The sequence below is a fragment of the Paraburkholderia sp. ZP32-5 genome (genome assembly GCF_021390495.1).
Taxonomy (GTDB): Bacteria; Pseudomonadota; Gammaproteobacteria; order Burkholderiales; family Burkholderiaceae; genus Paraburkholderia.
This window is the reverse complement of the sequence record NZ_JAJEJP010000001.1, coordinates 2,989,392-3,014,221: the sequence shown is the minus strand read 5'-3', so window position 1 is coordinate 3,014,221 and position 24,830 is coordinate 2,989,392. Positions and strand designations below refer to the sequence as shown.

Genomic DNA, 24,830 nt, shown 5'->3' with positions numbered 1-24,830 from the left:
CGATCAAACGGTTCATTCGGCGAGGAACGCATCGAAGTAGCGATGGCCGGCCGGCGTGATCCGCAGCACGCGTGGGCGCTCGGTCCGTTCGACCCAGCCGTGCGCGGACCACGTATCGAGCAGCGCCGCGCCGAGCGCGCCGCCCAGGTGCGGGCGGCGCACGCTCCAGTCCGGGCAGGTGCACGCGAAGCGTCGGCGGCGGCTCTGTTGCGCGGACAGATCGATACCCCAGTCGGCGAAGCGGGCGGCGCCCTGCGCGGTCGCCTCCAGCGATGCGCCGTGCTGCGTCAGTAGACCGCGCTCGAGCATCCTTTCGAACATCCGCACCGACAGTTCGCCGGCCATATGGTCGTAGCAGGTGCGCGCATAGCGCATCTCGACCGGCACCGTGCGTGCGGGGCGCGGCGCGGCCCGCTGCGGCGCGCTGACCTGCGCGACGTTGGCGAGCGCTTCGATCGACGCGGCAATCTCCGGCGACGCGATCCGGAAATAGCGATGCCGCCCGCGCACCTCGGCCGCGAGCAGCCCGCCGTCGGTGAGGCGCGCCAGGTGGGCGCTGGCCGCCGACGGCGACAGCCCGGCGATCATCGTCAATTCGCCGGCGGGGCGGGCGCTGCCGTCCATCAGCGCCCATAGCATCGCGGCGCGGCCGGGATCGGCAAGCAGCGCGCCGATACGGCTCAAGCCGGGGAAATGGTTGTGGTCGTCGGTGATGGGGGACGTCATCGTGGGGCCTCCTGGTGCGGCGGCGAAGCGTGCCGTCATGGTCTCCACTGTATCGGGTCGTGGGATTCGATGTTTCAGGTTGGGGTGAACGATGGAATGCGGAGAGGGCGGGGCGGGTTGAGGTCGGCGCGAGTCCCCAATCCGCCGCGATTCCCCCACAAGCCGCCCCGCACTCCGCGTTCCCACGTCGTATCCTGCCGGCAGGCTAAAATTGAGATCTGTCTTCGCAGGAATAGCTCGTGATGAAAATTCTTTTGGCCGTTGCCGCGACGGTTCTGCTGTTCAGCGCGTGCGCTCAGGGTGGTGCCGGCCCCGGTTCGGCGGGCAGCGGCAGCATCACCATGTACGGAACAATCGACGAAGGCATCAGCGTCCGTAACTAGCGCGACGCACGGCCAGTTCACGTTCGGGCGCGCGCCTGAACATCGGACGTATGAACTTCGCGTCGCTGCTCGGCCTGGCACGGCGCGGCTCGGGGGCGTTTTGGTCATGCGCGAGCCGCGAACGCGCTCGGTCCGGCGCCATGAACTGACATCCGCAACTCGTCAAAGCATTTCAAAAAACCCCGGCGCCGCCGCTCTCCGCAGCCACCAATCGCGCTGCCCTTTCCCGCGACACTGCGCCGCACGCAATATTGCGCTCGTATAATCGCCCCCTTTCAATGCATCCGATTGACCGGAGTCAAGATGAGCACTCTTCCCGCAGCACCGATGGACCGTTCGGAAACCACTTTCCGCTTTCTCGCCGAGCCGACCTCCGTCAACTTCGGTGGCAAGGTGCACGGCGGCGCGCTGATGAAGTGGATCGACGAGACCGCCTACGCGTGCGCGGCGGTATGGTCGGGGCGCTATTGCGTGACGGTCAGCGTCGGCAACATCCGTTTTCGCCGGCCGATCCTCGTTGGCAATCTCGTCGAATTGCGCGCGCGTGTCGTCGCGACGGGCCGCACCAGCATGCATATCCACGTGTCGGTGCAGGCGGGCGATCCGAAGGGCGGAGAGCTGCTGCAGACCACCGACTGTCTCGTCGTGATGGTCGCGGTCAATGAGAACGGCAGTCCGGTGCCGGTGCCGTCATTCGTGCCGCAGACCGACGAGCACCATCGCCTTGCCAAGTACGCGATGGATGTAAAGGAAGCGCTCGACGCGATCGTCGAGCTGAAGCCGGAAGGCGTCGCGCAGGGGAAAATCTGACGGTAGTGCGGTAGTGCGGTAGTGCGGTAGTGCAGGCAGCGGCTGGCAGCTCGCCGTGTCGCGGCCCGCACGTGATTCGCAGCAGCCGCCGCTAGATAAGCAGCCGCGTAAGCGGCGGTCGCGAGGCGGGGAGCAATTGCCACCTAACTCGCGCGATGCGATATACCCAAGGCGCAAGCCCGCCATTCAGGCCGCGCAATCCGACGAGTGCCGCCGAGCCGACTGCTGCAAGCACGGCGGAACCTCCATCAGATCATCCGCGCGAGCTTCAGATACTCAACTCGCCACTCACCCCGCCGTACGCCCCACCATATCGTTCGGCCGCACCCACTCATCGAACTGCTGCTCGCTGACATAGCCGAGCGCCAGCGCCGACGCCTTCAGCGTCGTGCCTTCCTTGTGCGCCTTCTTCGCGATCTGCGCGGCCTTGTCGTAGCCGATGTGCGGATTGAGCGCTGTCACCAGCATCAGCGATTCGTTGAGCAACGTATCGATGCGCTCGCGATTCGGCTCGATGCCGACCGCGCAGTTGTCGTTGAAGCTCTGCGCGCCGTCGGCGAGCAGGCGCACCGACTGCAGCACGTTGTGCGCGATCATCGGGCGGAACACGTTCAGCTCGAAGTTGCCGCTCGCACCGCCGATATTCACCGCGACGTCGTTGCCGAACACCTGCGCGCACAGCATCGTCAGCGCTTCGGACTGGGTCGGGTTGACCTTGCCCGGCATGATCGAGCTGCCCGGCTCGTTTTCCGGAATCGACAGCTCGCCGAGACCGCAGCGCGGGCCGCTGGCGAGCCAGCGGATGTCGTTGGCGATCTTGTTCAGGCTCGCCGCGACTGTCTTCAGCGCGCCGTGCGCGAACACCAGCGCATCGGCGCCGGCCATCACCTCGAACTTGTTCGGCGCCGACACGAACGGCAGGCCGGTCAGCTTGCCGATCGCCGCGGCGACGTTGTCCGCGAACTTCGGATGCGCGTTCAGCCCGGTGCCGACCGCGGTGCCGCCCTGCGCCAGTTCGTACAGATGCGGCAGCGCCGACTCGACGTGACGGATGCCGTGGTCGAGCTGCGCGACATAGCCCGAAAACTCCTGGCCGAGCGTCAGCGGCGTCGCGTCCTGCAGGTGCGTGCGGCCGATCTTGACGATGCCGTCGAACGCCTTCGCCTTGCCGTCGAGCGTATTGCGCAGCGTCTTCAGCGCCGGCTGTAGATGCTTGACGATCGCGTACGCGGCGGCCACGTGCATCGCGGTCGGAAACACGTCGTTCGACGATTGACCGCGATTGACGTCGTCGTTCGGATGCACCTTGCGCGCTTCGCCGCGCTCGCCGCCGAGCAGCTCGCTCGCGCGATTCGCGATCACTTCGTTCAGGTTCATGTTGGTCTGCGTACCGGAACCCGTCTGCCACACGGCCAGCGGAAATTCGCCCGCATGCTTGCCGTCGATGATCTCGTCGGCCGCCTGCATGATCGCGCGGGCCTTCTGTTCGTCGAGCACGCCGAGACCGAGATTGACCTCGGCCGCCGAGCGCTTGATCACGGCCAGCGCGGTGATCAGTTCGGGCGATTGCTTCTCGGTCGAAATCTTGAAGTTCTGCAGCGAGCGCTGCGTTTGCGCGCCCCACAGGCGAGCGTTCGGCACGGCGATTTCGCCGAACGTGTCGCGTTCCATGCGTACGTCTTCAGTCATGTTTCACTCCGGTGTTCAAAGTTCAGAGTTGACGGGCAATAACGAGAATAGACCCGTTAGCGCGTTGCGGTAAAAACCTGCTTGCGGATCGAAAATGTAGGTGCGCTTCTCGCCGTTTTCGACGTCGGTCCACACGAGCGGCGACAGCGGCGCGCCGATCGAGCGCAGATACGCGAGCTGCGCCTGATCGGCGAGCGTCACGTGATAGCTTTCGCTCGGCTGGATCGCGCGCGCGAAGATTTGCGCGACCTGATTCGCGAGCTCCGGGCTATGGATCACGAGCGCGAGTTCGGTGTTCAGATTCGCCGAACGCGGGTCGAGATTCATCGAGCCGATCACGAGAATCTGGTGGTCGATCACGTAGGTCTTCGCGTGCAGACTCGCGCGCGAGCGCGAGCCCGCGAAGCTCATCGGCGCCTGCGCATCCGGCTTGAATTCATACAGATCGACGCCGGCCTTCAGCAGCGGCACGCGATACGGGCTGTAGCCGGCCTGCACGGCGACCGCATCGGTCGCGGCAAGCGAATTGGTCAGCACCGCGATGTGGATGCCGCGCTGGGTCAGTTCGCTGGCCGCCTTCACGCCCGCGTCGTGCGGCACGAAGTACGGCGACACGACGAGGAAGTCGTGCCGCGCGTCGCTCATCAGTTCGCGCAGCCGCTGCATCGGCGGGCTCACGTAATCCGGTGACGGGTGCTCGATCTTCTCCGGCAGATCCGCCTTGAATTCGGCCGGCGCCCAGGTCAGGCCCAACTGCTCGCTCGTGATCTGCGCGGCGAGCGGCGTCGCGTTCAGCGGCTTGGCGTTGTACGGATCGGCATTGGTGCGCCAGTGCTGGCGCAGGTCGTCGCGCGTCTGGTCGAGTTCCTTCGCATCGAACTTCTGCTTGTTCAGCACGCGCAGCGGATAGGCGAGGCTGCTGTTCCAGTAGTCGTCGAAACTCGCCGACACATCCGCGACGATCGGGCCCGCCGCGAGCACGTCGAGGTCGCGGAACTGCAGCGTGTCGCTCGCGCTGAAGTATTCGTCGCCGAGATTGCGCCCGCCGACGATCGCCAACTGGTTGTCCGCGATCATCGCCTTGTTGTGCATGCGGCGCGTGAAGTGACCGATCTGCGTGAACAGATTGGTGGTGCGCTCGAACATGCCTTCCTGCGCGCTGCCGAACGGATTGAACACGCGAATCTCGATGTTCTCGTGCGTGTTCAGCCCCGCCATCACGCGGTCGATGTCCTTGAAGTTCAGATCGTCGACGAGCATGCGCACGCGCACGCCGTGATCGGCCGCATACAGCGCGGCGCCGAGCAGCAGCTTGCCGGTGGTGTCCTCGTTGGCGATGTAGTACTGCATGTCGAGGGTCTTCGTCGCCGCGCGCGCAAGCGCGATGCGCATCTGCAGCGCGTCGGTGCCGCTCGACAGCACGCGAAAGCCCGATTGCTGTGGATGTTTCGCTTCGAGCGGCGCGAGCGCGTGACGCAATGGGGTGTCGGCGCTTGCGGGCAGCGCGTGCGTGAGTTCGCGATCGAATGCGGTGGCGGGTGGGCGGGTCGCGCAGGCGGTCAGAAATGCCGCCGTACAGCACAGCAGGAAAAAAAGTCTCGTGGTGCCGAATGCCCGCTGGCGGCTCAGTGTGTTCTGGTTCTGTTCGAGATGCCCCTGCACGTGGTGTTCTCCCTTTTGATCGCAAGCGTCTCGTGACGGCTAGCGCGTGCGCCTGGCGCGCGCTGTCGAGAAATGCATTCTAAGGGGGAATCGGCTGGTGGTTCCGGTTCGCCGGCATGGGCAGGATGGTCAGGCTTTGGCGGGCTGGCGACGAGTGGCCGCGCGGCGGCCGGCGTGTCGTGTCATGCCGCCGCGATCGTGGAAACCACCATCGCGGCGCATGAAGCGCGCAGTGCACAGTGCCGTGCTGTGATTAGCCGCGCTGCGCGACGCCCTGCGCGCGCTCACCATCGGCATGCGTCGAGCCCTTGGCCGGGCGCCCCGCCCAGACGCCCGCGAGCAACGAGCCCGACAGGTTGTGCCACACCGAGAACAGCGCGCCCGGCAACGCCGCGAGCGGCGTGAAGTACAGCTTGCCGAGCGTCGCGGCGAGGCCGGAGTTCTGCATGCCGACTTCGATCGCGAGCGTACGGCAGATCGCTTCGTCGAAGCCGAGCAGGCGCCCGCCCCAGTAACCGCCGAGCAGGCCGATGCCGTTGTGCAGCACCACGCCGAGCATCACGACGAGGCCGACCGACGCAATGCTCTTCTGCGTGCCGCCGACCACCGCGCCGATGATCAGCACGATCGCGACCATCGATATCAGCGGCAGGATCGGTTCGATCGCGCGCACGAGCTTGCGGAACAGATGGTTGACGACGAGACCGACGACGATCGGTAGCGCGACGATCTGCAGGATGCTCATCAGCATGCCGTGCACGTCGACGACGATCGACGCGTCGACGTAAAGCCGCGTGAGCAGCGGCGTCGCGAATACGCCGACAAGCGTCGACAGCGCGCTGATCGTCACCGACAACGCGACATCGCCGCGCGCCAGATAGATCATCACGTTCGACGCGGTGCCGCTCGCGACGCTGCCGACCAGCACCATGCCGGCGGTCAGGTCGGGCGGCATGCGCAGCGCCTTGGCGATGCCCCACGCGGCGAGCGGCATCACGAGGTAGTGCAGCACGATGCCGGCGATCACCGGCGCGGGACGCGTGAACACGCGCAGGAAGTCGGAAGCGGACAGCGTGACGCCCATCGCCAGCATGATGATCGTCAGCAGCGTCGTGACGTGCGGCGCGACGCCGGAGAACGACGCGGGCGAGAAGTAGGCGGCGATCGAGACGAGCACGGCCCAGAGCGGGAACAGGCGGGTGACGCGGGCAAGCATGGCGCGGAGGTCCTTGGTTATGTTTTATCGCGAGAAAGCGGGGCCGCGGCGCGCGCTTGCGCCGTGGCCGGCCGGTGCGTGGCACCAGGTGGGCGAACGCCGGCGTGCCGCGGCCGGCATTTTACCGTTTGCAGGAAGTGCTTCAGGAAGGGCGCGCGCGTCGCCGGGGCGTGCGGCTGTGGAGCTTCGAGGTCTGGTCGATGCGAGCGGCCGTTATCGGGGGCGGATTCAACCGGTCGATGCAACGATTTGGTTAAATCGCTCAGCCGGCGTATCGAAGTCTAGTGTTTTTCGGGGACGTTCGTTGAGCCGCCTGGCGACGGCATCCAGTCCGGCCTGTGAGTAAGCAGACAGATCAGTACCCTTGGGGAAGTATTGCCTCAGAAGCCCATTCGTATTTTCGTTCGAACCGCGTTGCCAGGGATGATGTGGGTCGCAGAAATAGACCTCAATGTCGGTTGCAACGCTAAAGCGGTGGTGCTCCGCCATTTCCGATCCCCTGTCCCACGTCAGCGATCTATAGAGTTCTCTCGGGAGTTTGCTGGCGTGTCGTATCAGCGCGTCGACCACAGCCGCAGAATCCTTGCTGGGCACTTTTACCAGCATCACGAATCGACTTTGACGTTCGACGAGAGTTGCAATCTGGCTCGTCGCGTTGCCATACAGCAAGTCACCTTCCCAGTGCCCAGGTATTGCGCGATCCTCCGCCGTCGCGGGGCGTTCACTGATCGACACGGCGTCGCGAATGTTCGTGCGACCCTCAGTTTTCAGTGTGTGATGACGGGATCGGCGCATGGTTCGAAAGCGTCGCAAGTGCTCAAGCAGTTCTTTTTTCAGGGCACCACGAGCTTGAATATAGAGGCTCCGGTAGATTGTCTCGTGCGACACCAGATAGTCCTTGTTGACCGCATAAGCATGCCTGAGCCAACCGGCAATCTGCTCAGGGGACCACTGCAACTTCAGCTTTGCAGCGACAACTCGCGCCAGCGTCTGGTTTCGCATAAGTTTGCAAACCTTCGGCCGTCGTGCCCGCTGCCACGCGATCGCATCCGCCTGGCTTGCCCGATAGCCCTGGCTGCCCCCGTTGCGCTGCAACTCACGACTTATAGTGGAAGGGGCGCGTCCCAGCCTGGCTGCTATTGACCGGATCGACAATCCGGACACCAGTGAACGGGAAATCTCCTCGCGCTCCGCGAGCGTCAATGCCTGTGGCGCACGGTGCCTTTGCGGCGGCTGGATGCCACCGTTCTCCGATAGTATTCGCTGAATCGAAGAATGGCCCCGATCAAACAGTTTGGCAATCTGATGAATCGTATCGCCCTTGCGCCATCGGTCCCACATCAGCGCTTTCTGGGTCTCGGAGTAATAAATTCTCGGTCGCTGTTTCATTTGCAACTCCTCCGCTGCTCACGCAGATTCTAGGTGTTGCATCGACCGGTTGAATCCGTCGGCGTTATCGGCCGCTATCGTGCGTTCAAACCGACGTGGCCGGCGGCGTAACCGGAGCGGCCGGCACCTGCCGCAAGCTCAGCTTGTGGAATCGCAAGGTCATCAGCACCGCGACGCTCGCGAGCCCGGCCGCGAGACCCCACCACAGACCGCGCGCGCCGAGCCCGAAGTGAAACGCGAGCGTATAGCCGGTCGGAAAGCCGACCACCCAGTAGCCGAACGACGCGGCGATCATCGGCACGCGCGTGTCCTTCAGGCCGCGCAGGCACCCTGAACCGACCGTCTGCATGCCGTCGACGATCTGGAAAATCGCGGCCACGCCGAGCAGCGAGCTGGCGAGCGCGACGGTCGGCGCGTTGGCCGGGTCGTCGAGGTGCAGATACAGACCCACGATCCAGTGCGGCGCGGTGATCAGCACGATCCCCGACATCGTCATGAAGCCGACGCCGAGCGCAAGCGCGACGAAGCCCGCATGGCGCGCGGCGAGCGGCTGGCCGGCGCCGGCCCAATAGCCGACCCGCACGTTGGCCGCCTGGCCGATCGCGAGCGGCACCATGAACGCGACCGATGCGACATTCAGCGCGATCTGGTGCGCGGCCAGTTGCGATTCGCCGAGCAGGCCGACCATCAGGCCGGTCGCGAGAAACAGCGTCGACTCGACCCCGTAGGTAATCGCGACCGGCCAGCCGATGCCGAACAGTTCGCCCATCAGCGGCAGCTTCGGCCGTGTCGCGACGACGAAATGTTTGAAACGCGGCCGCAGATGCAGCAGCGCCATCAGCACGAGCGCGGTTAGCCACACGGTAATCGTGGTCGCCGCCGCCGAGCCGAGAAAACCGAGCCGCGGCAAGCCGTACGCGCCGTGGATCAGCCCGTAATTCAGAAAGCCGTTCACGCCGACGCTGATGATCGAGACCCACAGCAGCCGGCGCGCGGCGCCGATCGCCGGCAGAAACGAGCGCATCAGGCCGACGCCGATCAGGCTCGCGGGCGCGCCCCAGCGCAGCACCGCCGCGTATTTGCCGACGTTGTGCGCGAGCAGGCCGGGCTCGCCGAACGCGAGCAGGATCTGCGACGCGAACGACAGCAGGATGAACGCCGGCACCGCCAGCAACACCGACAACAGGAAACCGGTCCAGTAGATATGCGGCACGCGGCCGTCTTCCTGCGCGCCGCGCGCGTGCGCGACGCTGACGCTGACCGAGGTCAGCACGCCTTGCAGCAGCGTGACGACAACGAAAAAGAGGTTGGCGCCGAGGCCGCCGGCGGCGAGCGCGTCGGGGCCGAGCGAGCCGAGCAGGATCGTGTCGGTGACGCTCATCGCCATCTGCGACAGCTGCGCGATCGCGAGCGGCGCGGCGAGCCGCGCGGTATCGGCCGCGTGGCGGGAGAAGGTCGGCGGCCGGCTGGCCGCCCGGACAAAGCCGGATTGGGTCATGAAAAACGCTTTGGCGGCGGAAGGTGGTGACAGCGAAGCGCAGATGGCGAAAGCGGCGGTGCGCAGTTGAACCTTTGCGCGCTCGTTGGTTTCACGCGTCTGGCGGGCAGTGAGCGCCGGGGAAGCCGTCGCGCGTCGACGGGCCGCGTGCGGCCGACTCTGCTGGCCGATGGCGTAATCCGTCGTTTAGCTGTCGAAACCGACAGCTTATTGCCTGGCCTGACCGATGTCGATGGCGAACGCACGATGATGGTGCGCGGCGATGTCGCCAATCGTTGGGTTGCGCCGGGATGCCCGGCGCGGCGGATGACTTCGCGATGCCGTCAGCGTTGACGAACGGAATTCAGCCGCTTTCACCGCGCGTTAGCCCTCATGTACCGCGATTCGCGTATCGCCGAGCAGCACCACCTGGCCCGCGCGGATCTTGCACGTTTTACGCGTTTCGACACGGCCATCGACCATGACCGCGCCGTCGGCGACCATCATTTTCGCGGAGCCGCCGCTGTCGGCGAGGCCCGTTATCTTCAGAAGGTTGTGCAGTTCGACGTAGTCGCCGGTGAGTGTGAAATTCAGGTTGGGCATGGTGTTTGCACCTTCAGGCAAGGGCGCGGTCGAGATTCTCGGCCGGGTTGCAGCCGGGTTTGCGGCAGGGGTTCGGCATCATAAGCCAAGCCGCGAGCAAGTCCAGCCTGGAAGCGGCGCTGCGGTGCCGCGTCGCCTGTCAGCGACGCGGACACCGGCGCCCGCAAGCAATTGAAAGCAGATGTTATGCACATGTCGGAAAGTGAAACGCTCCGTAACAGCGATCGTCGAGAACGAATTTCACTCCTAAAGTGCAGTCTGCAAGCAAAGCTCGCTGGATATCCGGGATCGATCCCCGGCCGAACCGCCAGCGATGCGTAGACCGGGCGAGGCGCGCGGGACATCCCGTTATCGCGATGCCGGACTGTTCGCCCGCGTCACCACAACCTTTAGAGAGGATAGCCATGACCCAGATCCGTTCGCTCCTGATCGGTACCGCTCTCAGTGCTTTTGCCGCGACGGCCGCCGTTGCCCAGACCGCACAGCCGCCCGCGGGTCCCGGCGCGCAGGCGCAACTCCAGGCGCAAGGCGCTGCCGGCGTCGCGCCTGCCACGCAGGGTCTGCAGGTCCCGCCGCCGTCCGCGCCGACGATGCAGCCGGATGTGGCGCCCGCCGCCCAAGGGGTGCAGCCGCCCCCGCCGCCGAGCCGTCTGACGGCGTCGGGCTCGCCCGATCCGCTGGTACAGAAGCGCGATGCCGATGCGAAGGCCAATGCCGAGTATCGCGCGTCGAAGCAGGCGTCGAAGGCCGAAATGAAGGCACAGCAAAAGGCTGCGAAGGATCAGTACAAGGCGCAGGTGCGCGGCGCGAAACTGAACCAGAAGGCCGACAAGCAGACCGCCAATAACTCAATGAAGATGGAGATGGAAGGGCAGGCGGCTCAGGCCGATGGCGCTGACGTCAAGCATTAAGCCTTGCTGGTTCGGCGCCGGGGGTCTCGATGAGGCTCCGGCGCCGTGGCTGGAGGGCCACTCGGGCTACTCGACTATCAGGGCGCAGTAAAAGCAGCCCCGACGGGGCGCTGGAGGCTTGCGTGTCTGGCGATTGTCGGGCGCCGCGTCGCGCATTACGCACGTGCAACGTGCGTGTTTCACATCAGGGAGGAATCGGATGAACACTAATAACATTACGAAAAAGCGGCTTTACGCGGCGCTGATCACGGCGTGTCTGTCGTCGGCCGTCTTCGCGCAGACGAGCGAACCGGCCGCGACGCCCGCCACGCATGCGGACAAGAAGGCCGCCAAGGCGCAGGCCAAGGCCGATAAAAAGGCGGCGGTCGCGCAAGCCAAGGCCGACAAGTCGAAGACCGATGCGCAGGCTGACGCCGACAAGGCTAATGCCGATGCCAATCTGAAGGACGCGAAGAAGCAGTAGCGTGTGCGGGACCGGCGACCGGCGCGCTGCCGCTCGCCATCCGGATGTCCGTCGGCGCGTGTCACGGCGCATCTGGTAGCCCTTCTTTCCCGAATCATCCACGCATCACCCCGCCGCAAAAAAGGGCGCTTGTCGCCGTGAGTTGTATGGATATACAGTATGCGTCGCATCCTGAATCCATCCACGCGCAAACCGATCCGTGTCCACCGTCGCCGAATCCGCTCCGCCGTTCGATACCGCCGCCTGGCTCGCGAAGCTCAACGACGCGCAACGCGAAGCCGTCGAATATGGCACCGAAACGCCTGACGCGCCGCCCGGCGCGTTGCTGGTGATCGCGGGCGCCGGCTCCGGCAAGACCAATACGCTCGCGCATCGCGTCGCCAATCTGGTGGTGAAGGGTGTCGACCCGCATCGCATCCTGCTGCTGACCTTCTCCCGTCGCGCCGCGCTCGAAATGATCCGCCGCGTCACGCGCATCACGGCCGCGGCAACCGCCACGGCAGGCGCGCCCGGCGTGGGTGCCGCACTCGCGCAAGGGCTCATGTGGTCGGGCACCTTCCATAGCGTCGGTGCGCGGCTGCTGCGCGAATACGCCGATCTGATCGGTCTCGCACCGGCGTTCACGATCAACGACCGCGAAGATTCCGCCGATCTGATGAATCTCGTGCGCCACGAGCTGGGGCTGTCGGCGAAAGAGCGACGCTTCCCAGCCAAGGGCACCTGCTTTGCGATCTACTCGCGTGTCGTCAATACGGGCGCGTCGCTCGGCCAGGTACTCGATACCGCGTTTCCGTGGTGCCGCGAGTGGGAGGACGATCTGCGCCGGCTGTTCGCCGCGTATGTCGACGCGAAGCAGAAACAGAGCGTGCTCGACTACGACGACCTGCTGCTCTACTGGTCGCATATGGCCGCGGAGCCGACGATTGCCGCCGATATGTCGGCGCGTTTCGATCACGTGCTCGTCGACGAATACCAGGATACGAACCGTCTGCAGGCGTCGATCCTGCTCGCGCTGAAACCCGATGGCCGCGGCCTGACCGTGGTCGGTGACGACGCGCAGTCCATCTATTCGTTTCGCGGCGCGACCGTGCGCAATATCCTCGATTTCCCCGCGCAGTTCGATCCGCCTGCGCGCCAGGTCACGCTCGAACGCAACTATCGGTCAAGTGCGCCGATTCTCGCCGCATCGAACGCGGTGATCGAGCTCGCGAGCGAGCGCTATACGAAGAATCTGTGGACCGATAAAGCGTCGGCGCAGCGCCCGCGTCTGGTGACGGTCGCCGATGAAGCCGCGCAGGCCCGCTACGTGGTCGAACAGGTGCTCGAAGCGCGCGAACAGGGGATGAAGCTGAAGTCGCAGGCGGTGCTGTTTCGCGCCGCGCATCACAGCGCCGCGCTCGAGATCGAGCTGACCCGCCGCAACATCCCGTTCGTCAAATTCGGCGGCCTCAAGTTTCTCGATTCGGTGCACGTGAAGGACGTGCTCGCGGTGCTGCGCTGGGCCGAGAATCCGCGCGACCGCGTCGCCGGCTTTCGCGTCGTGCAGTTGCTGCCGGGCGTCGGGCCGGCCACCGCCGCGAAGCTGCTCGACGAAATCGTCGCGCGCGCGGGGAGCGGTGATCCGGTCGCGACCGCCGGCGGCGCGCTGGCCGCGTTTGCCGCGCCCGCGCGGGCGCAGGAAGACTGGCATCCGTTCGTCAAGCTGATGTCGAGCGTGTACGGGCGCCAGACGCCGTGGCCCGCCGAGTTCGAAATGGTGCGGCGCTGGTACGAGCCGCATCTGGAGCGCAATCACGAGGATGCCGCGATCCGTCACGCGGACGTGCTGCAGATGGAGAGCATCGCGGGTACCTATCCGTCGCGCGAGCGTTTTCTGACCGAGCTGACGCTCGATCCGCCCGATGCAACCAGCGACGAATCCGGCGTGCCGCTGATCGACGAGGACTATCTGATTCTGTCGACGATCCATTCGGCGAAGGGGCAGGAGTGGCGCAACGTGTTCGTGCTGAATGGCGTCGACGGCTGCATCCCATCCGATCTCGGCACCGGCAGCGACGAGGAAATCGACGAGGAGCGGCGCCTGCTCTATGTGGCGATGACGCGCGCGAAGGAAGACCTGCACATCGTCGTGCCGCAGCGCTTTTACGTGCACAACCAGACCCATCTGGGCGACCGTCACGTGTGGGCGTCGCGTACGCGCTTCATCACGACGCCGATGCTGCCGTTATTCGATGCCTATGCGTGGCCGCGAGTGCCGGTGGCGAGCGCGCCGAGCGCGGCGGGGCTCGCCGCCGCCGCGCAGGCGAAGATCGAGATCGCGGCGAAGCTCAGGAAGATGTGGGATTGAGTGCGCGGGGGTGGCGCGGGTCGAAGGTTGGGGCGCGCCCTTGATGCATTGGTTGGTCGGGTAGATTCAGCAGCGGTTCGCTGTTCTGTGTTCAGACGCGGCGGCAGACGAAGCCGCCCGACCGTCGGGTTGCCGGCCTCCGGCCTGGCGGCGCGCACCGCCAGGCGCTGCGCGACTATCGCTGTTGCTGCTGTTGTTGCTGCGCGACCGGACTCGGGGGTACGAAGAAATTGCGCAGCCACGACGCGAGCCGCGAGAACACGTCGTTCGGTTCCTCGACGAAAATCTCCGGCTTCAGCAACCGCAGATACTCCATGATCTGCTGCGCTTCCTGCTTCTGGAACGTGCCGTGCGAAATGCCGAGACGCAGCAGGCCGCGCAGCTCGCCGAGCTTTTCGCGCGCGGTACTGCCTACGCTCGTCTCGCACGCGACCTTCGCCTCATAGACGCGCTGACGCAGCGATTCGACGAGCCGCCATGCCGGCGTCTGCATCGCTTCCTCGAGCGCCTGGATGTCCTGCACCGCGCTCTTGATCTGCGCCGAGAGCGGATCGACCAGTGTCGTATCGCCTTCGGCTTCCTTGACGATCGCCGCGGCCCAGTCGCGGCATTGCTTGGCCAGCTCCTCCGGGGTCCATTCCGAACGCGCGGCGAAGCCGAAGCCGAACTCGGTCGCCTGCCGCATCAGGATCGCGACGACGTCCGGAAACTCCTTGTCGAGCGTGCGCTTGGCCCACGCGTACTGGCCGCCCTGCAGCATTCGCTGAACCGCGTGCTCGGTCAGCGGCACCATGTTGTCGAGCAGTTTCGCACGCAAAAAATCCTCAAACGACGGCGTCGCGAACTGCGGATCGAGCTTCAGCGATACGCGCAGAAAAGCCTCGAAATCCTTGCGCAGCGACGCGACGGTCTCGTCCTTGAGCTTGAGGGTGATTTGACCCATGTGTTATCCCATTTGATCCAGCCGTGCGGCGCGAGCCGTCGCGTTACTGCCCCGTCGCACACGGACCGGGGCGACGCGGCGCCCGCTACCGGCGCGGTTGATGCCAGCCTGTTGCCGCCTGAGCTGCGGGACGAATCCCGATGGGCGGACCTCGACTGCATATCGGCGGAATAGGGGGAAACTTGAGGGTGTGCCACGCGGTGGACGGGTGCTTTGGAGGGAACGCTCGGGTCGCGGCGCGCTCGCTTACTTCAGCACCACGCATTGCCAGACGAAGAACACGCTCAGTCCGACCGCGATCGTCAGCAGCGGCCGGCGCGTCAGCGCACTAACGGCGACGGCGGCGAGCGCGCCGACCAGCTGCGGATTGCGCCAGTTCAGTTCGGCATTGGCGCCGTGCGGCGAAACCGCCATCGGCACGATGATCGCGGTCAGCACGGTGACCGGCACGAAGCCGAGCGCAGTGCGTACGAGCGGCGGAAATACCAGCCGGTCGCCGAGCACGAATACGGCCGCGCGTATCAGCCAGGTAATGGCCGCCATCCCGACGATCAGAACGACATAGCTCATCGCGTGGCCTCCGCGGTACGGCGTGCGCCGCGCAGGTTCAGACGCGAACTCGACAGCAGCACGCCGACGGCGACGCCCGCGAACACCGCGCCGAGCAGGCCGAGCTTGTACGGCCACGCCTGCCAGAAAAACGCCAGCGTGCCCGCGGTCGCGGCCGCCGCGATATAGCGCAGCGCGACCAGCTGCGGCACGACGATCGCGATAAAGGTTGCGACCATCGCGAAGTCGAGACCGAGCGACCGCAAGCCCGGGAACGCCGCGCCGAACAGCAGGCCGGCGACAGTCCACAACTGCCAGTTCAGATACATCGCGAGCCCGGCGCCGAAGAAGTAGTACGGACCGACGGTGCCCGGCTCGCGGTGCCGGTAGTGCTCCCATGCGACCGCGAAAACCTCGTCGGTGAGCAGCGCGCCGAGTGCCCAGCGCCAGCGTGCCGGCAGATGCGCGACGTGCGGCGCGAGCGTCGCGCTGTACAGCACGTGACGCAGATTGACGACGAGCGTGGTCGCCCAGATCACCGCGAAACTCGCGTGTCCGGCGATCAGGCCGAGAGCGATGAACTGCGCGGAGCCGGCGAAGACGATCAGCGACATCAACTGGCCGTGCCACAGATGCAGCGGCCCGGACGCGACGAGCGTGCCGAAAATGACGCCGAACGGCGCGGCGCCAACCATCATTGGGATGATGTCGCGCGCGCCGGCGGTGAATTCTTTGAGATGGCCTGAGCGGGTTGGCCGGCCGTGGGTGGAATCGATCAAACTAGCCTCCTTGATTGTGGAAGCATAGCGGCGCGGGGGTGGGGCGGGCTTGTACGTTCTTGCGGTGCGGGAGGTTGGGGTGTGTTTGAGGGCGGCGGCTGGCGGTTGGGTTCGTGGGGTTGTGCGGGGTGGTGCAAGCTAGTCTTTAGCGATGGGTTCCTTGCCATTGCCCGGGCGGCACGCCGAACATACGCCGGAAATGCCGCGTGAAATGACTCTGATCGGTAAAGCCGCTCGCGGCGGCGACATCGGTGACGGAGATGCCGGCGCGCAGCGGCGCGAGAGCGCGCTGCAAGCGCACCTGGTTGCGCCACGCGTGCGGCGGAAGACCGGTCGATTGCGTGAACAGACGCGCCGCGTGAAACGGCGACAGACCCGCCGCCTGCGCGACTTCCGCGAGCGTGACGGGCTCGATGAGATCCCCGGTCAGGCGTTCCTGCATCAACGCGACACGCGTGTCGTCGGTGGCGAGGCGCTTGGACGCGGGAGACGTCTGCGAATAGCGCACCAGCAGCGTGGACAGTGCATCGAGCATCGCGGCTTCGGCGGCGAGGGCGTCGTTGCCCGCTTCGAGCAGACGGTGCGCGTGAGCGAGACGTGCCGCGAGATCGGGGTCGCGGATCACCCCGGGCTCGAACCACGGCAAGGCTTGCGGCTTGCCGGCGATTTCGTCGGCAAGCTCGCGTAGGAAGTCGACCGGCGCATACATCACGCGATACTGCCAGCCGTCGTCGACCGCCTTCGATCCTGTATGCAACTCGCCAGGATTGATGATCGGCACGCTGCCCGCTTCCGCGACGTAGTGCTCGCCGCGATACCGATAGCACTCCGCGCCCGCGACGATCACCGGAATCGTGTACGCGTCGTGCCAATGCGGCGCGAACTCGTGGTCGCGGTATTCAGCGGTGAGCAGATCCGCGCCGGGCAGAAGCGGCGTGCGCCAGTAGCGGGCGGAATCGCGGAAACGACGGGTGGCGGTCATGACAAAAATCCGGCTGGACCGGTCAGTGTAGCGCGTCGTGGACGCGCGCGGCGACGGTGCGGTCGACCGTCGCCGCGCGACGCGCCCTTTTCTCATTTGACGGGGATCGTCGTGCCCGGCGGCATCGGCACGGCGCTGACGCTGTTTTTCGCACTGCCGCTGACGACGCGATCGCTGTAGGTCAGATAGACGAGCGCGTTGCGCTTCGTGTCGACCACGCGCACGACGTGCAGCGACTTGAAGATCAGCGACATGCTCACCGAAAACACGTCGTCCTTCTGTTTGACGGGCCCGGTGAAATGCAGCGGCGCGATCTGACGGCACGCGATCGACGCCTCGGTCGGATCCTCGGCGATGCCGAGCGTACCTTTGACGCCACCGGTTCGCGCCCGCGACACATAGCAGGTGACGCCCTGCACGACGGGGTCGTCATAAGCCTCGACGACCACGCGATCGGAACCGGTGACGTGGAAATTCGTATTGACGCTGGCGACTTCTTCGCCTTGCGCCGAAGACAGCAGCAGCGCGCCGGACGCGGCGAGCGCGATGCGTAGCGAGGTGGATTTCATGAGCTTGCCCGGTTGAGTGCGTGGAATCAGGTGGGGGAGCACGGAATGCGCGAGGTGTGTTTGCAACGACGTTGCCATCGTATACCGGCGCGGACAACGTCACGCAAACCTGCATACCCAGTGTGACGAACGGGAACCGGAGTCGACGATTTACCGCATGCGTGCAACGTGTATCGAATGCGCCGCATGCGGCAAGCGCGGGTCGCGCAAAGGCCGGATATGCAAAAGCCGAGCGCGAAAACAAAAAGGCCCGCACGGATGCGGGCCTTTCAAAATCTTGGCTCCTCGACCTGGGCTCGAACCAGGGACCTACGGATTAACAGTCCGGCGCTCTACCGACTGAGCTATCGAGGAACAGCAGTACAACTTGATCTACATAAAAAAACCCGTCTTGGTTAACGGGCTTTTGAAATTCTTGGCTCCTCGACCTGGGCTCGAACCAGGGACCTACGGATTAACAGTCCGGCGCTCTACCGACTGAGCTATCGAGGAACAGAACAACAACAGCAGAGAAGCGGAATTGTAGGAGCAAATTCAGCACCTGTCAATACCCCGCGCTGAGCCTGATTTGATTCGACATCAGGCAGGGTACATGGCAGCCTGGCGCTTAGCGCGCGAGCAGTGCGAGCTTTTCCTTCACGTCCTTGAATTCGTCGGCTTCCGGCAGCGGCGCCTTGGTCTTCGTGATGCTCGGCCAGTTCTTCGCCAGATCGGCGTTCAGCGCGATGAAGTCCTGCTGATCGCCCGGCACGTCTTCTTCGGCGTAAATGGCGTTCACCGGGCATTCGGCCACGCACACGGCGCAGTCGATACATTCATCGGGGTCGATCGCGAGGAAGTTGGGACCTTCGCGAAAGCAGTCCACCGGGCACACATCGACGCAGTCGGTATAGCGGCACTTGATGCAGCTTTCGGTCACAACGTGAGTCATTCAGGCAGCTCCTGCATGCGGAATCAGGGAAGGCGCGAACGCCAAAAACGCTATTGTAACGTAACGTCAAGAGGTGTATGAAGCGCCGCGCAGTGCGTCTTATATACGTTTTAGTGATTAGTTTATGGGGCGTCGCGCAAGCGCGCCGACGGCACGCTGGATGCGGGCACATTCGGGTAACATGCGTCAGATTGGCGCGTACGGCTGCCGTACGCGCATCCGTTGAAGGGGCCCGCGAGCCCTCCCGTTTTCCGGCGGTCCAGTTCGTACCATCATGATTATTACTTCGCTGCTCGATACCGATCTGTACAAGTTCACGATGATGCAGGTGGTGTTGCATCACTTCCCCGCCGCGAACGTGGAGTACCGCTTCCGTTGCCGCACGCCGAATGTCGATCTGGTGCCGTACATCGGCGAGATTCGCGATGAAGTGCGCAAGCTGTGCGAATTGCGTTTTAGTGACGGCGAGCTCGACTACCTGCGGCGCATGCGCTTCATCAAGGGCGACTTCATCGAGTTCCTCGCGCTCTTCCACCTGAACGAGAAGTACATTTCGATTACGCCTTCGCCGAAGGGCAACGGCGAGATCGACATCGACATCAAGGGGCCGTGGCTGCATACGATCCTCTTCGAGATTCCGGTGCTCGCGATCGTCAACGAAGTCTATTTCCGCAACACGCAGCAAACGCCGGATTACAGCGAAGGGCGCGGCCGTCTGGTCGAGAAGATCCAACTGCTCGGCGCGCGGCCGGAATTCGCCGATTGCAAGATCGCCGATTACGGCACGCGCCGGCGCTTCTCGAAGCAATGGCACGAGGAAGTGATCCTCACGCTGAAGGACGGCCTCGGCGAACAGTTTGCCGGCACGAGCAACGTCTTTTATGCGATGAAACACAGCCTCACGCCGCTCGGCACGATGGCGCATGAGTACCTGCAGGCTTGCCAGGCGCTCGGCCCGCGGCTGCGGGACTCGCAGATATTCGGCTTCGAGATGTGGGCGAAGGAGTATCGCGGCGACCTCGGGATCGCGCTCTCCGATGTCTACGGAATGCAGGCGTTTCTGCGCGATTTCGACATGTACTTCTGCAAGCTGTTCGACGGCGCGCGCCACGATTCCGGCGATCCGTTCGATTGGGGCGAGCGCCTGCTCAAGCACTACGAGGACAACCGCTGCGACCCGCGTACGAAGATTCTCGTTTTTTCCGACGCGCTTGACATTCCCAAGGTGCTGCAACTTTACGAACGCTTTCGTGGCCGCTGCAAGCTCGCGTTCGGCGTGGGCACCAATCTGACCAACGACCTCGGCTACAACCCGCTGCAGATCGTCATCAAGATGGTTCGCTGCAATGGTCAGCCGGTTGCGAAGCTGTCGGACTCGCCGGGCAAGAACATGTGCGAGGACAAGGCCTATCTCGCGTATCTGCGCCAGGTGTTCGGCATCGCGCAGCCTGATGAAGAGGCAGTGAAGTAGCGCGCTTGTCGGGTCATGGTTCGTGCATCGGTTGTTCACCTCGCGGTTGATGTGGGTTTGGCGCGGTAACTAGTGTCGCCGCGCTCGGGACGCGCGGCAATATGCCATTCGGCCAGGGTGTGGACGGCGGGGGCGGCCGGTATAATCCTCGCCATCTCGTCGCCATTTGGCACGGCTGTCGACACGAGGATTTCGCACATGGACACATCGATTGCCCGCCGCAACATCCTGGCGCGTATCCGCGCCGCGCAAGGGCGTGAACCCGAGCCATCCGCGTCCGAACGCGAAGCCGCGGCGGACTACCTCGCGCGTCATCCCGCCGGTCCGCGTCCGGACATGCCTACCGATCTCTGCACGCGCTTCATCGAAGAAGCGCGGAAAATGGCGACCACCGTCGACACCGTTCAATCTCTCGCCGACGTACCCGCCGCCGCGCATCGCTATCTGACCGAGCAAGGCTTGCCGCTGCAGGCCATCGCATGGCAAACGCTGCGCGAGCTGCGCTGGGCCGACGCGGGCCTCGCCGTCGAATTTCGAAAACCTCAAGACAACGACGCGGTAGGTCTCACCGGCTGCTTCTGCGCGACGGCGGAGACCGGCACGCTGGTGCTGCTGTCCGGACCGGAAACATATGCGTCGGCCGGGCTGCTGCCGGAGACGCATATCGCGATCGTGCCGGCGTCGCGCATCGTCGCGGGTCACGAAGAGGCGTTCTGCCTGATTCGCAAGGAACGCGGCGAGTTGCCGCGCGCGGTCAATTTCGTCTCCGGCCCGTCGCGCACCGGCGATATCGAACAGACCATCGTACTGGGCGCGCACGGCCCTTACCGAGTGCATGCAATCGTCGTTCAGGGTGCCTGAGGCGCGCGCGCGGCGGCGACGCAACGCACTTACGGCTCATGCGCTAGAGGCGGTAGATGCGGGACAGGAAGCGCAGGCGGCGCCCCGCTATCGCACTTGCCAAGGCGGAACGAAAAGGCGCAGCGGCGGACGCGCGAGCCTGTGGCTGACCGTTGCATCGATGCTCGCGTTCTGGGCGCCGCCGACATGGGCTGCGATGCCCAACGGTGCCACGCTTTCGGCGCTATGGGGCATGCCGTTCGCGGGCATGCTGCTGTCGATCGCACTGTTTCCGCTGATTGCGCCCGCTCTCTGGCATCACCATTTCGGCAAGATCGCGGCGGGATGGGCGCTCGCGTTCCTCGTCCCATTCGCATTTCAGTTCGAGGCCGCCGGGGCGCTCAGCGCGCTCGCGCATGCGCTGTTCGACGAGTACATCCCGTTCATCATTCTGCTGACCGCGCTCTACACCGTCGCGGGTGGCATCTGCGTGCGCGGTAATCTGCACGGTACTCCGCGCCTGAACACCGCGCTGCTCGCGCTCGGCACGCTGCTCGCGAGCGTGATGGGCACCACCGGCGCGGCCATGCTGCTGATCCGCCCATTGCTGCGCGCGAACGACAATCGCCGCCACGTGACGCACGTCGCCGTGTTCTTCATCTTTCTCGTCGCGAACGTCGGCGGCGCGCTGTCGCCGCTCGGCGACCCGCCGCTGTTCCTCGGCTTCCTCGAGGGCGTGAGTTTTTTCTGGACCACCGTGCATCTGGCCGCGCCGATGCTGTTCGTCAGCGGCGTGCTGCTCGCGATCTTCTACGCGCTCGATTCGTTTTACTTCCATCGGCGTGAGGAAGCGCACTCGTCATTTCTCGATCCAACGCCGGACAGCGGGCCGCTCGGCATCGATGGCAAGATCAATTTCGTGCTTCTCGCCGCGGTGATCGGGCTCGTGCTGATGAGCGGGCTGTGGCGGCCGCAGGTAGCGTTCGACGTATTGGGCACGCACGTCGCGTTGCAGAACATCGTGCGCGATGTCGCGCTGATTGGTGTCACGTTGCTGTCGCTTGCGTTGACGCCGCGCGCCGCCCGCGCGGGCAACGATTTCGATTGGGCGCCGATCGAGGAAGTCGCCAAACTGTTCGCCGGTATCTTCGTGACGATCGTGCCGGTCATCATGATGCTGCGTGCGAGCGAGGCTGGCGCATTCGCGGGCGTGGTCCATCTGGTCAACGCGCCGTCAGGCGAGCCGCGCGACATCATGTACTTCTGGGCGACCGGCCTGCTATCTTCGTTTCTCGACAACGCGCCGACTTATCTCGTGTTCTTCAACCTGGCCGGCGGCGATGCGCAGACCTTGATGACGACCGGCGCGACCACGCTCGCGGCGATTTCGGCCGGCGCGGTGTTCATGGGCGCGAACACGTATATCGGCAATGCGCCGAACTTCATGGTGAAGGCGATCGCGCAGTCGCGCGGCGTGCGCATGCCGAGTTTTTTTGCGTATATGGGCTGGTCCGGCGCGGTGCTGTTGCCGCTTTTCGCGCTGACCGGCTGGCTCTTTTTTCGACATTGATTGCGACGCCGACGCGGCCCCGCTCGACGCGCCATACGGAGAATTGCGATGCAGAAGATCCTCGTTGCCCGTTCGATCTTTCCGGATGTGATCGACCGGCTCAAACAGTATTTCGACGTCGACTGGAACCCCGGCGACGTGTTGTCCGCCGACGAACTGAAGCGCCGTCTCGCTGACAAAGATGGCGCGCTGACCGCCGGCGAGATGATCGACGCGGGCGTGCTTGCCGCGGCGCCCCGCCTGCGCGTCGTGTCGAACATGGCGGTCGGCTACAACAACTTCGACATGGCCGCGTTGAACGCGGCCAACGTGCTCGGCACCAATACGCCGGACGTCCTGAACGAATCGACCGCCGATTTCGGTTGGGCGCTGATGATGGCCACCGCGCGCCGCATCGCCGAATCGGAGCACTGGTTGCGCGCCGGGCATTGGCAGAAGTGGAGCTACGACAGCTTTCTCGGTAGCGATCTGTATGGCTCGACTCTCGGCGTGATCGGCATGGGCCGCATCGGCCAGGCGCTCGCGCGGCGCGCACAAGGCTTCAATATGCGGGTCATCTATCACAACCGTTCGCGCGTCGCGCCGCAGATCGAGGCCGAACTGAACGCCGAGTATGCGTCGAAAGAGGACCTGTTGCGGCACGCCGATCACGTCGTGCTGGTGCTGCCGTACTCGCGGGAAAGTCATCACACGATCGGCGCGGCCGAACTCGCGCTGATGAAGCCGACCGCGACGCTCACCAATATCGCGCGCGGCGGTATCGTCGACGATGCGGCGCTCGCCGAGGCATTGCGTGACAAGCGCATCGCGGCGGCCGGTCTCGACGTGTTCGAGGGCGAGCCCCAGCTGAATCCGGCACTGCTCACCGTGCCGAATATCGTGCTGACGCCGCATATCGCGAGTGCAACCGAAACTACTCGTCGCGCGATGGCGAATCTCGCCGCGGACAACCTGATCGCGGCGCTCGGCGAAGGGCCGCGCGCCGGTCAGCCGCCGAACCCGATCAATCCCGACGTGCTCGGCAAGGCGCGTTCATGACGATGATTCTGGTGGCGGCCGTCGCGGTACTGGCGGTTGCATTGGTGATTGCACTCGCGCTGCTGATGCGCGGCAACCATCGCGCGGAACAGGACGAGCAGTTCGAGTCGCTCAACGAACGTCTCGATGTCGCGACGGACGCGCAGGCGCATGCGTACGAACGGCTCGAGCGCCAGTTGCGCAACGACATCGGTGAGACGGCGCGGGTGTCGCGCACCGAGCAAAGCAGCGGCTTCGCGCATTTTCAGCAGACGCTCGCCGCGCAACTCGGCAGCATGACGACGGTTCAGAGCGGCAAGATCGACGGCTTCGCGCAGCAACTCGACGCGGTGCGTCAGAGCCTGCAAGTGCAGGCCCAGCAGGCGCGAGACGAGCAGGGTCGCTCGCTGAAACAGTTCGGCGACACGCTGAGCCTGCAACTCGGGCAGCTCACCGAGGCGAACGATCGGCGCTTTGCCGAGGTACGCGCGACGATCGAACAGCGTCTGAAGGACATCGAGGCGAACAACGCGGCGCGGCTCGAGGAAATGCGCCGTACCGTCGATGAAAAGCTGCACGCGACGCTCGAACAGCGTCTCGGTGAGTCGTTCAAGCTCGTCTCCGATCGCCTCGAGCAGGTGCATCGTGGGCTGGGCGAAATGCAGACGCTGGCGGCCGGCGTCGGCGATCTGAAGCGCGTGCTCACCAATGTGAAGACCCGTGGCACGTGGGGCGAAGTGCAGCTCGAAGCCTTGCTCGAACAGCTGCTGACCGCCGACCAATATGCGAAGAACGTCGCGACCGTGCCGAAGAGTGCCGATCGCGTCGAGTTCGCAATTCGTCTGCCGGGACGCCCGGAACCGGGCGGAGCGAGCACGCCCGTATGGCTGCCGATCGACGCCAAATTTCCGCGCGAGGACTACGAGCGGCTGATCGAAGCGCAGGAGCGGGCCGATCCTGCCGCGGTCGAAGAAGCGTCGCGCGCGCTCGAAGCGCGGATTCGTGCGGAGGCGCGCACGATCGCGGAAAAGTACGTGGCGCCGCCGCACACGACCGACTTCGCGCTGCTATTCCTGCCGACCGAAGGTTTGTACGCGGAGGTGCTGCGTCGGCCGGGACTCACGGATCTGCTACAGCGCGACTATCGCGTGACGATCGCCGGGCCCACCACGCTGACCGCGCTGCTCAACAGTCTGCAGATGGGTTTCCGCACTCTCGCGATCGAGCGGCGTTCGAGCGAGGTGTGGCAGGTGCTTGGCGCGGTGAAAACGGAGTTCGGCAAATTCGGCGACGTGCTCGCGAAGACGAAAGCGCAACTCGAAACCGTCACGCGCTCGATCGAAGCCGCGGAAACACGCACGCGCATGATGAATCGCAAGTTGCGCGACGTCGAAGCGTTGCCGGGCGACGAGGCGAGCGGCTTGCTCGGCGACGCGCTTTCGGGCGTGGAGCCCGACGAGAAGTGAGCAATGGCGCGTTGGCAGCGGCGCGGCCGAGCCGGTT

General features: G+C 64.9%; 23 protein-coding genes and 2 tRNA genes. 10 read left to right on the top strand and 15 right to left on the bottom strand.

The features are described 5' to 3' along the window. Window positions 1–12: 12 nt before the first annotated feature. Window positions 13–726: an ArsR/SmtB family transcription factor gene (locus L0U82_RS12860; protein WP_233831495.1), complete on the bottom strand. Its 714-nt coding sequence runs from the start codon at window positions 724–726 to the stop codon at window positions 13–15. Between the two features lie 242 nt (window positions 727–968). Here L0U82_RS12860 and L0U82_RS12855 point away from each other — a divergent pair, with 242 nt between their 5' ends. Further along, complete coding sequence (locus L0U82_RS12855) at window positions 969–1,109, top strand: hypothetical protein (protein WP_233831494.1); 141 nt, start codon at window positions 969–971, stop codon at window positions 1,107–1,109. Between the two features lie 303 nt (window positions 1,110–1,412). Further along, window positions 1,413–1,919, top strand: a complete 507-nt coding sequence (locus tag L0U82_RS12850; RefSeq protein WP_233831493.1) for an acyl-CoA thioesterase — start codon at window positions 1,413–1,415, stop codon at window positions 1,917–1,919. Between the two features lie 288 nt (window positions 1,920–2,207). Here L0U82_RS12850 and fumC read toward each other — a convergent pair whose 3' ends face one another. The 6 genes from fumC to L0U82_RS12820 all read right to left on the bottom strand — a co-directional run bounded on the left by fumC (window position 2,208) and on the right by L0U82_RS12820 (window position 9,955). Further along, complete coding sequence (fumC, locus tag L0U82_RS12845) at window positions 2,208–3,608, bottom strand: class II fumarate hydratase (protein ID WP_233831492.1); 1,401 nt, start codon at window positions 3,606–3,608, stop codon at window positions 2,208–2,210. 15 nt (window positions 3,609–3,623) lie between these two features. Then, window positions 3,624–5,270, bottom strand: a complete 1,647-nt coding sequence (locus tag L0U82_RS12840; protein ID WP_233831491.1) for a phospholipase D family protein — start codon at window positions 5,268–5,270, stop codon at window positions 3,624–3,626. 253 nt (window positions 5,271–5,523) lie between these two features. Beyond that, the gene (panS, locus tag L0U82_RS12835; protein ID WP_233831490.1) at window positions 5,524–6,486 is read right to left on the bottom strand and encodes a ketopantoate/pantoate/pantothenate transporter PanS; all 963 of its coding nucleotides are present in this window, start codon (window positions 6,484–6,486) and stop codon (window positions 5,524–5,526) included. A 228-nt stretch (window positions 6,487–6,714) separates the two neighbouring features. Continuing rightward, on the bottom strand, window positions 6,715–7,875 hold the full coding sequence (locus L0U82_RS12830; protein ID WP_233828879.1) for an IS30 family transposase: 1,161 nt from the start codon (window positions 7,873–7,875) through the stop codon (window positions 6,715–6,717). Between the two features lie 85 nt (window positions 7,876–7,960). Next, window positions 7,961–9,373 carry an MATE family efflux transporter gene (locus L0U82_RS12825; RefSeq protein ID WP_233831489.1) on the bottom strand — a complete coding sequence of 471 codons (1,413 nt, stop codon included), beginning with the start codon at window positions 9,371–9,373 and terminating at the stop codon, window positions 7,961–7,963. Between the two features lie 363 nt (window positions 9,374–9,736). Continuing rightward, window positions 9,737–9,955: an RNA-binding S4 domain-containing protein gene (locus tag L0U82_RS12820; protein WP_233831487.1), complete on the bottom strand. Its 219-nt coding sequence runs from the start codon at window positions 9,953–9,955 to the stop codon at window positions 9,737–9,739. A 404-nt stretch (window positions 9,956–10,359) separates the two neighbouring features. On the opposite strand from L0U82_RS12820, the gene L0U82_RS12815 reads away from it, so the two are divergent. The 3 genes from L0U82_RS12815 to L0U82_RS12805 all read left to right on the top strand — a co-directional run bounded on the left by L0U82_RS12815 (window position 10,360) and on the right by L0U82_RS12805 (window position 13,676). After that, complete coding sequence (locus tag L0U82_RS12815; RefSeq protein ID WP_233831486.1) at window positions 10,360–10,866, top strand: hypothetical protein; 507 nt, start codon at window positions 10,360–10,362, stop codon at window positions 10,864–10,866. 199 nt (window positions 10,867–11,065) lie between these two features. Beyond that, window positions 11,066–11,329 carry a hypothetical protein gene (locus L0U82_RS12810; protein WP_233831485.1) on the top strand — a complete coding sequence of 88 codons (264 nt, stop codon included), beginning with the start codon at window positions 11,066–11,068 and terminating at the stop codon, window positions 11,327–11,329. Window positions 11,330–11,528: 199 nt separating this feature from the next. Then, window positions 11,529–13,676: an ATP-dependent helicase gene (locus tag L0U82_RS12805; RefSeq protein WP_233831484.1), complete on the top strand. Its 2,148-nt coding sequence runs from the start codon at window positions 11,529–11,531 to the stop codon at window positions 13,674–13,676. A 175-nt stretch (window positions 13,677–13,851) separates the two neighbouring features. On the opposite strand, the gene L0U82_RS12800 is transcribed toward L0U82_RS12805, so the two are convergent. From L0U82_RS12800 to fdxA, 8 genes are all read right to left on the bottom strand, one after another. Next, a complete protein-coding gene (locus L0U82_RS12800; RefSeq protein WP_233831483.1) occupies window positions 13,852–14,619 on the bottom strand; it encodes a DUF4088 family protein in 768 nt (255 codons plus the stop codon). Window positions 14,620–14,865: 246 nt separating this feature from the next. Continuing rightward, on the bottom strand, window positions 14,866–15,189 hold the full coding sequence (locus L0U82_RS12795; protein WP_233831482.1) for an AzlD domain-containing protein: 324 nt from the start codon (window positions 15,187–15,189) through the stop codon (window positions 14,866–14,868). Next, window positions 15,186–15,947 carry an AzlC family ABC transporter permease gene (locus L0U82_RS12790; RefSeq protein WP_233831481.1) on the bottom strand — a complete coding sequence of 254 codons (762 nt, stop codon included), beginning with the start codon at window positions 15,945–15,947 and terminating at the stop codon, window positions 15,186–15,188. The genes L0U82_RS12795 and L0U82_RS12790 overlap by 4 nt, the downstream gene beginning before the upstream one ends. A gap of 145 nt (window positions 15,948–16,092) precedes the next feature. After that, window positions 16,093–16,929: a helix-turn-helix transcriptional regulator gene (locus tag L0U82_RS12785; RefSeq protein ID WP_233831480.1), complete on the bottom strand. Its 837-nt coding sequence runs from the start codon at window positions 16,927–16,929 to the stop codon at window positions 16,093–16,095. 92 nt (window positions 16,930–17,021) lie between these two features. Beyond that, window positions 17,022–17,498: a CreA family protein gene (locus tag L0U82_RS12780; protein ID WP_233831478.1), complete on the bottom strand. Its 477-nt coding sequence runs from the start codon at window positions 17,496–17,498 to the stop codon at window positions 17,022–17,024. A gap of 278 nt (window positions 17,499–17,776) precedes the next feature. After that, window positions 17,777–17,852 (bottom strand) — tRNA-Asn (locus tag L0U82_RS12775). A gap of 62 nt (window positions 17,853–17,914) precedes the next feature. Continuing rightward, window positions 17,915–17,990: transfer RNA gene (locus L0U82_RS12770), tRNA-Asn, on the bottom strand. 115 nt (window positions 17,991–18,105) lie between these two features. After that, window positions 18,106–18,429, bottom strand: coding sequence for a ferredoxin FdxA (gene fdxA, locus L0U82_RS12765; RefSeq protein ID WP_090684436.1), 324 nt, complete (start codon window positions 18,427–18,429; stop codon window positions 18,106–18,108). Between the two features lie 274 nt (window positions 18,430–18,703). On the opposite strand from fdxA, the gene pncB reads away from it, so the two are divergent. From pncB to rmuC, 5 genes are all read left to right on the top strand, one after another. Next, a complete protein-coding gene (gene pncB / locus L0U82_RS12760) occupies window positions 18,704–19,900 on the top strand; it encodes a nicotinate phosphoribosyltransferase (RefSeq protein ID WP_233831476.1) in 1,197 nt (398 codons plus the stop codon). Window positions 19,901–20,098: 198 nt separating this feature from the next. Continuing rightward, the gene (locus L0U82_RS12755) at window positions 20,099–20,761 is read left to right on the top strand and encodes a LutC/YkgG family protein (RefSeq protein WP_233831474.1); all 663 of its coding nucleotides are present in this window, start codon (window positions 20,099–20,101) and stop codon (window positions 20,759–20,761) included. A gap of 160 nt (window positions 20,762–20,921) precedes the next feature. After that, complete coding sequence (locus tag L0U82_RS12750) at window positions 20,922–22,310, top strand: sodium:proton antiporter (protein ID WP_233831472.1); 1,389 nt, start codon at window positions 20,922–20,924, stop codon at window positions 22,308–22,310. 48 nt (window positions 22,311–22,358) lie between these two features. Then, on the top strand, window positions 22,359–23,348 hold the full coding sequence (locus L0U82_RS12745) for a 2-hydroxyacid dehydrogenase (RefSeq protein ID WP_233831470.1): 990 nt from the start codon (window positions 22,359–22,361) through the stop codon (window positions 23,346–23,348). Next, the gene (gene rmuC, locus L0U82_RS12740) at window positions 23,345–24,793 is read left to right on the top strand and encodes a DNA recombination protein RmuC (RefSeq protein ID WP_233831468.1); all 1,449 of its coding nucleotides are present in this window, start codon (window positions 23,345–23,347) and stop codon (window positions 24,791–24,793) included. The genes L0U82_RS12745 and rmuC overlap by 4 nt, the downstream gene beginning before the upstream one ends. Window positions 24,794–24,830: the final 37 nt, after the last annotated feature.